The sequence below is a fragment of the Reyranella sp. genome (genome assembly GCF_044224635.1).
Lineage (GTDB): Bacteria > Pseudomonadota > Alphaproteobacteria > Reyranellales > Reyranellaceae > Reyranella.
In genome coordinates this window covers 70,240-79,320 of the sequence record NZ_JBGAKA010000018.1, presented here as the reverse complement: position 1 = coordinate 79,320, position 9,081 = coordinate 70,240, and the positions used below count along the sequence as shown (strand labels likewise).

The 9,081-nt window shown below is 65.8% G+C and carries 14 protein-coding genes and 2 tRNA genes; 11 read left to right on the top strand and 5 right to left on the bottom strand.

Annotated elements, in window-relative coordinates; translation table 11 throughout:
- Window position 1: 1 nt before the first annotated feature.
- The gene (locus tag ACILR9_RS17540; protein WP_395711237.1) at window positions 2–664 is read right to left on the bottom strand and encodes a hypothetical protein; all 663 of its coding nucleotides are present in this window, start codon (window positions 662–664) and stop codon (window positions 2–4) included.
- 62 nt (window positions 665–726) lie between these two features.
- Window positions 727–802: transfer RNA gene (locus tag ACILR9_RS17535), tRNA-Ala, on the bottom strand.
- Between the two features lie 109 nt (window positions 803–911).
- Between ACILR9_RS17535 and ACILR9_RS17530 the strand changes: the two genes are divergently transcribed.
- From ACILR9_RS17530 to folD, 6 genes are all read left to right on the top strand, one after another.
- Window positions 912–1,322: a RidA family protein gene (locus ACILR9_RS17530; protein ID WP_395711236.1), complete on the top strand. Its 411-nt coding sequence runs from the start codon at window positions 912–914 to the stop codon at window positions 1,320–1,322.
- 48 nt (window positions 1,323–1,370) lie between these two features.
- On the top strand, window positions 1,371–1,598 hold the full coding sequence (locus ACILR9_RS17525) for a hypothetical protein (protein ID WP_395711235.1): 228 nt from the start codon (window positions 1,371–1,373) through the stop codon (window positions 1,596–1,598).
- Window positions 1,599–1,600: 2 nt separating this feature from the next.
- Entirely contained in the window at window positions 1,601–2,254 is a 654-nt protein-coding gene (locus ACILR9_RS17520; RefSeq protein WP_395711234.1) for an FHA domain-containing protein, read from the top strand.
- Window positions 2,255–2,376: 122 nt separating this feature from the next.
- A complete protein-coding gene (locus tag ACILR9_RS17515) occupies window positions 2,377–2,673 on the top strand; it encodes a YggT family protein (RefSeq protein WP_395711233.1) in 297 nt (98 codons plus the stop codon).
- Window positions 2,674–2,677: 4 nt separating this feature from the next.
- Entirely contained in the window at window positions 2,678–3,001 is a 324-nt protein-coding gene (locus tag ACILR9_RS17510; RefSeq protein ID WP_395711232.1) for a DUF167 domain-containing protein, read from the top strand.
- Window positions 2,994–3,899, top strand: a complete 906-nt coding sequence (gene folD / locus ACILR9_RS17505) for a bifunctional methylenetetrahydrofolate dehydrogenase/methenyltetrahydrofolate cyclohydrolase FolD (protein ID WP_395711231.1) — start codon at window positions 2,994–2,996, stop codon at window positions 3,897–3,899. The genes ACILR9_RS17510 and folD overlap by 8 nt, the downstream gene beginning before the upstream one ends.
- A 185-nt stretch (window positions 3,900–4,084) precedes the next feature.
- Here folD and ACILR9_RS17500 read toward each other — a convergent pair whose 3' ends face one another.
- On the bottom strand, window positions 4,085–4,972 hold the full coding sequence (locus tag ACILR9_RS17500) for a metal ABC transporter solute-binding protein, Zn/Mn family (RefSeq protein ID WP_395711230.1): 888 nt from the start codon (window positions 4,970–4,972) through the stop codon (window positions 4,085–4,087).
- Between the two features lie 17 nt (window positions 4,973–4,989).
- Window positions 4,990–5,481: a prolyl-tRNA synthetase associated domain-containing protein gene (locus ACILR9_RS17495; protein ID WP_395711229.1), complete on the bottom strand. Its 492-nt coding sequence runs from the start codon at window positions 5,479–5,481 to the stop codon at window positions 4,990–4,992.
- Window positions 5,482–5,498: 17 nt separating this feature from the next.
- On the opposite strand from ACILR9_RS17495, the gene rfbA reads away from it, so the two are divergent.
- On the top strand, window positions 5,499–6,365 hold the full coding sequence (rfbA, locus tag ACILR9_RS17490) for a glucose-1-phosphate thymidylyltransferase RfbA (RefSeq protein WP_395711228.1): 867 nt from the start codon (window positions 5,499–5,501) through the stop codon (window positions 6,363–6,365).
- Between the two features lie 124 nt (window positions 6,366–6,489).
- Window positions 6,490–6,564: transfer RNA gene (locus ACILR9_RS17485), tRNA-Gly, on the top strand.
- Between the two features lie 225 nt (window positions 6,565–6,789).
- Here ACILR9_RS17485 and ACILR9_RS17480 read toward each other — a convergent pair.
- Window positions 6,790–7,077 (bottom strand): hypothetical protein, encoded by a 288-nt coding sequence (locus ACILR9_RS17480; RefSeq protein WP_395711227.1) that lies wholly within the window; start codon window positions 7,075–7,077, stop codon window positions 6,790–6,792.
- Here ACILR9_RS17480 and ACILR9_RS17475 point away from each other — a divergent pair.
- From ACILR9_RS17475 to ACILR9_RS17465, 3 genes are all read left to right on the top strand, one after another.
- Entirely contained in the window at window positions 7,070–7,618 is a 549-nt protein-coding gene (locus ACILR9_RS17475) for a PAS domain S-box protein (RefSeq protein WP_395711226.1), read from the top strand. The two genes, ACILR9_RS17480 and ACILR9_RS17475, sit on opposite strands and share 8 nt — an antisense overlap.
- Entirely contained in the window at window positions 7,615–8,136 is a 522-nt protein-coding gene (locus ACILR9_RS17470) for a sensor histidine kinase (RefSeq protein ID WP_395711225.1), read from the top strand. Before ACILR9_RS17475 ends, ACILR9_RS17470 begins: the two co-directional genes overlap by 4 nt.
- Window positions 8,137–8,391: 255 nt before the next feature.
- Window positions 8,392–8,745, top strand: a complete 354-nt coding sequence (locus ACILR9_RS17465) for a response regulator (protein WP_395711285.1) — start codon at window positions 8,392–8,394, stop codon at window positions 8,743–8,745.
- Window positions 8,746–9,081: the final 336 nt, after the last annotated feature.

The window sequence follows — 9,081 nt, the reverse complement described above, 5'->3', positions numbered from 1 at the left end:
GTCATGCTGCCTCTTTGCGGTTGGCCGTGCCCGGCGGATATTCGACGATCCCGTCGATCTTCACTTCGAACGCGTCGCGGGGGCGCAGGCGGCGCGCCTGCGCCGGCGTGATGACGGGATAGTGGCGCGCATCGTCGATTGCCGCGCCGACCTCCCAGCAATCGTCCTCGTTGGTGATCCATTCGGTGCCGGGGAAGCGCCGCATGTCGATTGCCCGCGAGTAGGCGCGCAGGGATTTATGCGCCTTGTAAGCATATTCGTGGAAGTACGACATGATCAGCTCGCGCAAGGACCGGTAGACCGGATCGCGCCAGCGCAGCCACGCATGGTTGGTCTTGGAGATGGCGCCCCAGTAGCCGTCGCGGCGGAACACCGTGATGACGTGGTCGGCATCGCCCCGGGCGGTCATGTCGACGACCAGCGGCGGACGGCCCTGCAGCCACAGCGCGCAGGCGGCGACGAACGCCCCTTCGATGCAGTGCCCCTTGCCGTGGCGCAGCACGCTGCGCACCGAATAGAGGGTCGCTCCGCTCTCCTCATGATTGGCGGGAAGCCCGGTGACGTATTCCTGGACCTGTTCCGGCGTGGCCAGGGAGCGCAGGAGGCTGCCTTCCCGGGCATCGAGGCCGAGGTCGGCTGGCGTTGGCTTGTCGACGTGACGCATCGTCTGCAATTGTGCCGCGCCGGCAGCCTGTCGGCCAGAGGATGCATTCCCGGGCCGCCGGTTGGTGGAGCTGAGGGGGATCGAACCCCTGACCTCCTCATTGCGAACGAGGCGCTCTCCCAGCTGAGCTACAGCCCCTGACAACCGGTTCAGGGCCCGAGGAGGCGCGGATAATGGTTGGCGGGTCACCTGTCAAGCAAGGCCGCCTGTGATAGCGTCCAGCGTCCTTGCAAGGGAGACTTGGTCAGTGACGGGTAGCAACAATCAGGGCAGCAGCAAGCGGACCATTCAGACGGATAGCGCTCCCAAGGCGCTCGGTCCCTATTCGCAGGCCATTGTCGCCAACGGCATGGTGTACTGCGCCGGCCAGATCCCGCTCGATCCGGCATCGGGCGAGCTGGTCGAAGGCGGCATCGCCGAGCAGACGCACCAGGTGCTCAAGAATTTGCGGGCGGTGTTGAAGGCGGCCGGCAGCGATCTCGGTCGCGCAGTCAAGACCACGGTGTTCCTGAAGAGCATGGACAGCTTCGCAGCCATGAACGAGATCTACGGCCGACCGGAATATTTCGGCGCCCATCCGCCGGCGCGCTCGACCGTCGAGGTGGCGCGCCTGCCGCGCGACGTCCTGGTCGAAATCGAGATCGTCGCCCTTGTCTGATCGAGCCCACCTCCGACCGATACCCAATTCGAAGCAATGAATGACCCGATGAGCTGGCTCCTGGGCCTCGGCGCCCTCGTCCTCCTGGCCCTGGCGATCGGACATTTCCTGATCGCCCTCGTCCTGATCATCCCGACCTGGCGCATCTGCGTCCGTGCCGGATTCTCCGGCGCCCTGTCGCTGTTCCACCTCGTGCCGGTCGTCGGCTCGTTCATCGTCATGGCCATCCTGGCGTTCAGTACCTGGCCCAAGGGCGAAGCCGGGCCGGGACGCTGACCATGGGCGGGGAGATTGCAGCCCTCTCGGGCTTCTTCGGGCTGACCAGCATCTTTGCCGTGGTCGCTGCGGCTTTTGCCGGCTGGATGGCCTGGCGCATCGTCGAGAAGACCGGCCTGCCGGGCTGGCTGGGGCTCGGGGCCATGCTGCTCACCCTGACCGGCATCGGCTCGATCGTGCCGCTGGTCCTGCTCTGGATCTTCGCCTTCATGGACTGGCCGCGCGACACCGCCGCGGGCGCGCTGGCGCGTCCGCCGGGCCCCCAACCGGGCGGGGCGCCGACGCCTGCCGCGCCGCCGGCGCTGGCCGCGCCGCCGGCCGCGCTGGCCGATCGGCGCAGCTGGCGGCTCAGCGGCAAGGTCATGGGCGCGGCGGGCGATGTCGTCCTGGTCGTCAACGACGGCGTGCCGGCCTATGTCCTGACGGGCGCTGCGACCGCGAGCCCGACCGAGCTGTCGCTGCCCGATCCGTCGGTCGGCCAGCCGCACGCCCGCATCCTGACCGCCACCGGGCGCATCGGCCTGGAGGATCTCGGAACCGCCAACGGTACCCTGATCGACGGCGCCCGCCTGCTGCCCGAGCACGGCCCGCGCGACATCAGCGCCGCCCGCATCATCCGCATCGGCAGCGTCGATCTGGTGCTGTCGCGGGTATGATTTTTCTCCTCCCCAGCGGAGCTGGGGAGGGGGAAGAGCCCTCCAAATAGGCTTGGATCGGCAATCCCCGCCGAGTAGGGTGCGCGGCCGGCGGCCGCCGGGGTCTGGGGAACGGAGAGACGATGCTGTCGCTTGCGAAGCTGATCGACTCGGTGATCGACATCTACACTTGGGTCGTGATCGCCGGCGCAATCATGAGCTGGCTGGTAGCGTTCGGCGTCGTCAACGTGCGCAACCAGTTCATCCGCATCATTGTCGACATGCTCTATCGGCTGACCGAACCGGTGCTGCGGCCGATCCGCCGCATCCTGCCCAACCTGGGCGGCGTCGATATCTCCCCGGTCGTCCTGCTGCTCGCCCTGTTCTTCATCCGCAGCCTGCTGTGGGAATACGTATGGCCGGCCGTCGTCGGCCACTGACGCCATGGCCGATCCTGCCTTCCTGCGCCGCGCCAGCGACGGCGTGACAATCGAGCTGCGCGTCCATCCGCGGGCCCGCCGCACCGCCCTGGAATGCAGCGGCGATGGCGGCCTGAAAGCCGCGGTCACGGCGCCGGCCGAGGACGGCAAGGCCAATCGCGCCGTGATCGACCTGCTCGCCGGCGAATGGCGGCTGGCGAAATCGACCCTCTCGGTGACACGTGGTGCGGCCAACCGCGACAAGGTGGTGAAGCTTGCCGGCGAGCCCGCCGAGCTCGCCGGCCGCATCTCCCACTGGCTGAAAGAGCACGCCGACACGCATGAGTGAAGCAAAGCTGATCGATGGCAAGGAAGCGGCCGCGGCCTTGCGGCAGCGGGTCGGCGACGGCGTCGCCAGCCTGATCGCCCGAGGCGGTCCGACGCCCGGCCTCGCCACGGTGCTGGCCGGCGCCGATCCGGCGAGCCAGGTCTATGTCCGCAGCAAGGGCAAGCTCGCTGCGGAGCTCGGCATGGCGAGCTTCGATTTCCGCCTCGACGCCTCAGCCACGGAGGCCGAGCTGCTGGCGGTGATCGAGGAGCTCAATGCCGACGAGCGCGTGCACGGCATCCTGGTCCAGCTGCCTCTGCCGGCGCACATCGACACGACGCAGATCCTGATGGCGATCGACCCGGCCAAGGACGTCGACGGCTTTCATCCCTTCAATGTCGGGCGCCTGGGCACGGTGGCTCCGGGCGCGCCGCTCGATTTCCCGGTGCCCTGCACGCCGCTCGGCGTGTCGATGCTGCTGCAGGACACGCTGGGCAAGCTGGACGGCTGCAACGCCGTGGTCATCGGCCGCTCGAACCTGGTCGGCCGCCCGGTGGCGCAGCTCCTGCTGCGCGCCAATTGCACGGTGACGGTCGCTCATTCCCGCACCCGCGACCTGCCCGGACTCGGCCGCACGGCCGATATCCTGGTGGTGGCGATCGGCCGCCCCGAGCTCGTGCGCGGCGACTGGATCAAGCCCGGTGCGGTGGTGATCGATGTTGGCATCAACCGCTTGCCGGCGGCCGACGGCAAGACCCGGCTGGTCGGCGACGTCGCGTTCGGCGAAGCGGCCAAGGTCGCCGGCCATCTCACGCCGGTACCGGGCGGTGTCGGGCCGATGACGGTGGCCTGCCTGATGCTCAACACCCTGCAGGAGGCGTGGCGCGCCTCGGGTTTGAAGTTTTCGGCCGCGGACTAGAGCGCGATCTACTTTGGCTGAAGCGCCAAGGAATGACCTCATCCTGAGGAGCGCCCGCAGGGCGCGTCTCGAAGGATGGGCCCCAAACGCCGTGCCTGTTGCCGACCCTTCGAGACGCCACGCTACGCGTGGCTCCTCAGGGCGAGGTTTTTCCATGGTGCTTCGGCCAGAGAAGATCCCGCCAACTAATTCTTCATCATCCCGGCAACCAGCGCCGTCACGTTGTGGCGCATCAGCGCCTCGTAGGTCGCCGCCGGGCCGTCGGTTGCCGACAGCGCATCGCTGTAGAGGCGGGCGCCAACCGCCGCGCCCGCTTCGCGCGCGATCTGGTCGACCAGCCCGGGGTTGGTCATGTTCTCCACGAACAGCGCCCTGATCTTCTGCTCGCGCACTTGGCGGATCAGCGCCGCCACGTCCCTGGCGGTGGGCTCGCTGTCGGTCTTGAAGCCGCGCGGCGCCAGGAACTGCACGCCATAGGCGTTGGTGAAATAGCGGAACGAGTCGTGACCGGTGATGACCTTGCGCTGGCCTGCCGGCACTTCGGCGATGGCGGCCCTGACCCAGCGATCCAGCGCGTCGAGGCGCTGGCTGTAGGCCACGGCGCGGTCGCGGTAGAGCCCGGCGTTCGCCGCGTCGGCCGCCGCCAGTCCCTCGGCGATGTTGGCGACGTAGCGTTTGACGCGCCCGGCATCCTGCCAGCAATGCGGGTCGGGTCCATGACCGTGGCTGTGGCCGCCGGCGGCCAGGGTCGCCACGCCGCTGCTCGCCACCACGCGCTTGCCCTTGAAGGGCGCCGACTCGGCGAGACGGTCGATCCAGCCCTCGAACCCCAACCCGTTGCTCACCAGCACCTGGGCGCCCGGCAGCACGCGGACGTCGGACGGTTTCGGCTGGTAGGTATGGGCATCGATATCCGGCCCGACCAGGACGGCGAGGTCGACGCGATCGCCGCCGACCTCCCTGACGAGATCGCCCATGATCGAGAAGGTCGCCACGACGCGCAGCCGGGCCTCGGCATGGACCAGGCGCACGGCGAGAAGCGTCGCCGCCGCGAGGAGAGAGCGACGCAGCATCTTGTTATATTATAACATCAGAGCGGGAAGTCGAGCCAGCGAGGCTCGTGTCCGGTGGCGGCGAAGAAGCGCAGCAGGTCGGCCGCCGTCATCGCCGTGGTCATGGTGTTGACCAGCGGATGGACGTTGACCGGCCCGCCCGCCATCAGGCCGCGGTCGAGGGCGAGGCGCACGCTCCGGCTCGTGTCGTTGATCAGGGCGAGCGGCGTCACCGAGCCCGGCTCGACGCCGAGATGGCGGCGCAGGCGATCGGGGCTGCCGAACGACAGCCGGCCTGCCTCCAGCACCTCGCCCAGCCGCTTGAGGTCGACCGCGCGATCCTCGATCGCCACCACCAGCCACATCTCCTCCTTCTTGTTGCGCAGGAAGAGGTTCTTGACGTGATGGCCGGGCAGATTGCCGCGCAGCGCCTTGGCCTCCTCGACGGTGAAGACCGGCGGATGCTCGACACTCTGGTGAGAGAGGCCGAGCTCGGCCAGCCGGGAGAAGAGTTGTTGGGGATCGAGCATCGGGTTACAGGACCGGCATGAAGGGCATCGTTCTGTCGGGCGGCAGCGGTACGCGGCTTTACCCGATGACGCGGGCAGCCAACAAGCAGCTGCTGCCGGTCTACAACAAGCCGATGGTCTATTACCCGCTGACCACGCTGATGCTGGCCGGCTGCCGGGAGATCCTGCTGGTCGTCAACCCGCAAGACGAGGAGTCCTACCGCCGGCTGTTCGGCGACGGCCGGCAATGGGGCCTCGCAATCGACTATGCCGTGCAGCCGAAACCCGGCGGCATCGCCGAGGTGTTCCTGGTCGGCCGCGACTTCATCGGCAAGGACCGGGTTGGCCTGATCCTGGGCGACAATCTGTTCTACGGCGATTCGCTGCCCGCGGTGGCCGAGCGTGGCGCGACCGGCTCGGGCGCGGTGATCTACGCCTACTGGGTGGCCGACCCCTCGGCCTACGGCGTGATCGAGTTCGACGCCCAGGACCGGCCCGTCAGCATCGTCGAGAAGCCCACGGAGCCGCGCTCGAACTGGGCGGTGACTGGGCTCTATTTTTACGATGCCGATGTTTGCGACGTCGCCGCGCAAATTCCCCGCTCCGCCCGCGGCGAGCTCGAGATCACCGACGTCAACGCCCATTACCTGAAGCAGGGCCGGCTGACCGTCGAGAAGCTCGGCCGCGGCTATGCCTGGCTAGACACCGGCACCCCGTCGAGCCTGTTGCGGGCCGCCCAGTTCGTCGAGACGGTCGAGGATCGCCAGGGCCTGCAGATCGGCAGCCCTGAAGAGGTCGCCTGGCGCAAAGGCTATATCGACGATTCGGGCCTCGGCCGGCTGATCGAGCCGATCCGCGACAGCGAATACGGCAAGTACCTGCAGCGCCTGCTGGCCCGCGGGTGAGTGTGGCTGACCGCGGCGGCAGTGCCGTGGCGGGCGCGGGGCCCCTCGCGCGAACCTCTTGCCAAGGCGACGGAAAAGCCCTATCCACACCGCCTTCTGCCGCGGCCCCGCGGCGGATCGGAGCGCGGGCGTAGCTCAGGGGTAGAGCACAACCTTGCCAAGGTTGGGGTCGAGGGTTCGAATCCCTTCGCCCGCTCCAAATTCATCCCACGAAATCAATGATTCCAGGGCGGGCCCTCGGCATAGTGCCGCCGCCGCCTTCGTGACCGTCATGCACCTTCCGTCTGTCTCCGTCCGGGAGAAGTGATAGATTGGTAAGTGATACGGGGCGGCCTCCGGATGATCCACTCTATTGCCAGCGATTGCAGAGAATGGCAGGGCAACTCTGATCCGCAACCGCGCCTCCGGGCGATGGTCGGGAACATCAGGGCATCCAGCAGGCGCTCGGGATGGCCCAAAGCCGGCGCCGGCGAATCATGATGACATCTCTTGCAATGGAGTATGCGACAGGAGCAAGGGATGTCGCTGCGTCTTGAAAACGAGCCCGAGGAGGGCGCAGCAGTATCGAGCGCAATCGGAAGTCTCCGCGTTGCTGGATCAATTGCGAGAGAAAATTGCCGATAGTCCCAGTCAGATCACCCAGCTGGAAGAATTGCGGCCGGTAATCCTCGAGAGATTGGCTCAATTGAAACAAGCGGTTGAGCTTGATCATCGACGAGAGCGGCATCATTCAGTCTGTCAGTCCCACTGCCGAAAGACAGTTCGGCTTCGCGGCGCGGGAGCTGCGAGGGCAGAACGTATCGGTGTTGATGCCTTCTCCCTACCGGGAAGAGCATGACGGATATTTGTCTCGCTATCTCACGACCGGCAAACGGCGCATCATCGGTGTCGGCCGTGTCGTCGTCGGTCAGCGCAAGGATGGAACGACATTCCCGATGGAGCTGTCGGTCGGCGAAGTCCGGCTCAAGGGCGAACAGCAGTTCGTTGGCTTTGTAAGGGACCTGACCCAACGGCAGGAGCGGGAGCGTCTGCTTCACGAGGTACAATCGGAATTGCTTCACGTTTCCCGGCTTAGCGTCATGGGAGAAATGGCGTCTGCCCTGGCGCATGAGCTCAATCAGCCTCTGACCGCGATGACCAACTATCTTCGAGGTTCACGTCGGCTGCTCGAGGACGTTCGGGACGATCGTGCCGCGATGGCCAGAAATGGCCTGGACAGGCGGCCGAGCAGTCCCTGCGTGCAGGCAAGGTGATTCAACGGCTGCGTGACTTCGTTGCGCGTGGCGAGACGGAGAAACAGACCGAAAGCCTCAAGACCCTGGTGGAGGAAACCAGCGCTCTGGCCCTTGTCGTGTCGAGCGAGCAGTCGATTCGTCTTGATTTGAGGCTCGACCAATCAGTCGATCTTGTGCTTGTCGACAAGGTTCAGATCCAGCAAGTCCTGCTCAATCTGCTGCGCAACTCGATCGAGGCGATGCGCTTCTCCGAGAAGCGTGAAATCGTCGTCACGTCTGCCCCGACAGGGGAGGACATGGTGACGATCAGCGTGGCTGACACGGGAAGCGGGATTGCGCCGGATGTTGCTGCAAGGCTGTTTCAGCCGTTCGTCACCACGAAATCGAAAGGAATGGAGGTTGGCCTGTCTCTTTCACGGACCATAGTCGAATCGCACGGCGGCCGCATAACGGTTGAACCCAATCCCGGCGGCGGGACAATCTTCCGGTTTACGCTCCGCCGGGTCGTGTCCGAGGAACGCCCGAATGGCCGATGATCCCGCATAGATGTCATCGACGATGACGACGCCATACGAGATTTCCCCGCTTTCATGCCCGGGTCTGCGGGGTTCCCCGAGTAGATGCAGAAATCACTGGATCCTGGAAACGACTTTCGGATCTGAGGCGACGAGGACACTCGTTCGGCGACGGTCTATCGGCACCGGTCCGTTGAGCTAGATCAAAGCCCGGCGACGGGCTGGTGCCATAATTCTCTCATGGGCCGAGATGCCGAGAAGACGGACCCCGTGATCATGGTGGTCGAGGCAGATGCCGCGGTTCGAGAATCTCTCAAGTTCGCGCTCGAGATCGAAGGTTTCAAGGTGCGCACTTACGAGACCCCGAATCAGCTCTTGGCGGAGAATGACCTGCCCCGGGCGGGGGTCCTGATCGCCCACTATCACTTGCCATCCATGAATGGCCTCGATCTCATCCTCGAGATGCGCCGGCGGAGCTCCATTCCAGCGCTTCTGGTAACCGGAGGAGCTAGTGGGGCGATCCGCAAGCGGGCGTCCGACGCTGGCGTGTCGCTCGTCGTCAAGCCGTTCCTGGGAGCGGTGTTGATAGATCGTATTCGCAAACTCCTCGATTCTGCGCACAAGGGCTGAGGCCGGCGCGACGACGGGCACCGACCGCCTGGCAGAGCCTCTTGATTCTCGTCAAGATGAAACTTCTGCGTAAGCGCATATTGGGACGCATGGTCGATTGGCCGACCACTGGAAAAGCGCATGTCTGAGTACTTCTTGTTCAGATGCCCGACGACGGGCATGCAAGTTCAAGGCGATTCGGAACGAGATATAGTTCCGCCGAACGGCCGGACGCGCTATGTGCCAGTACGATGCATCGCGTGCGGCGAAATCCATCTTGTCGATCCAAGGACGGGGAGGCTGGCCTCGGAACGTGAGGACCGCGTCCCGTGAGATCCCGGGGAAGAGTGATCGTCG

Coding starts and splice junctions, on each gene's coding strand:
- ACILR9_RS17540 (WP_395711237.1), bottom strand. CDS start 664: ATGCGTCACGTCGACAAGCCAACGCCAGCCGACCTCGGCCTCGATGCC.
- ACILR9_RS17525 (WP_395711235.1), top strand. CDS start 1,371: ATGAGCTGGCTCCTGGGCCTCGGCGCCCTCGTCCTCCTGGCCCTGGCG.
- ACILR9_RS17520 (WP_395711234.1), top strand. CDS start 1,601: ATGGGCGGGGAGATTGCAGCCCTCTCGGGCTTCTTCGGGCTGACCAGC.
- ACILR9_RS17515 (WP_395711233.1), top strand. CDS start 2,377: ATGCTGTCGCTTGCGAAGCTGATCGACTCGGTGATCGACATCTACACT.
- ACILR9_RS17510 (WP_395711232.1), top strand. CDS start 2,678: ATGGCCGATCCTGCCTTCCTGCGCCGCGCCAGCGACGGCGTGACAATC.
- folD (WP_395711231.1), top strand. CDS start 2,994: ATGAGTGAAGCAAAGCTGATCGATGGCAAGGAAGCGGCCGCGGCCTTG.
- ACILR9_RS17500 (WP_395711230.1), bottom strand. CDS start 4,972: ATGCTGCGTCGCTCTCTCCTCGCGGCGGCGACGCTTCTCGCCGTGCGC.
- ACILR9_RS17495 (WP_395711229.1), bottom strand. CDS start 5,481: ATGCTCGATCCCCAACAACTCTTCTCCCGGCTGGCCGAGCTCGGCCTC.
- rfbA (WP_395711228.1), top strand. CDS start 5,499: ATGAAGGGCATCGTTCTGTCGGGCGGCAGCGGTACGCGGCTTTACCCG.
- ACILR9_RS17480 (WP_395711227.1), bottom strand. CDS start 7,077: ATGATCAAGCTCAACCGCTTGTTTCAATTGAGCCAATCTCTCGAGGAT.
- ACILR9_RS17465 (WP_395711285.1), top strand. CDS start 8,392: ATGGTGGTCGAGGCAGATGCCGCGGTTCGAGAATCTCTCAAGTTCGCG.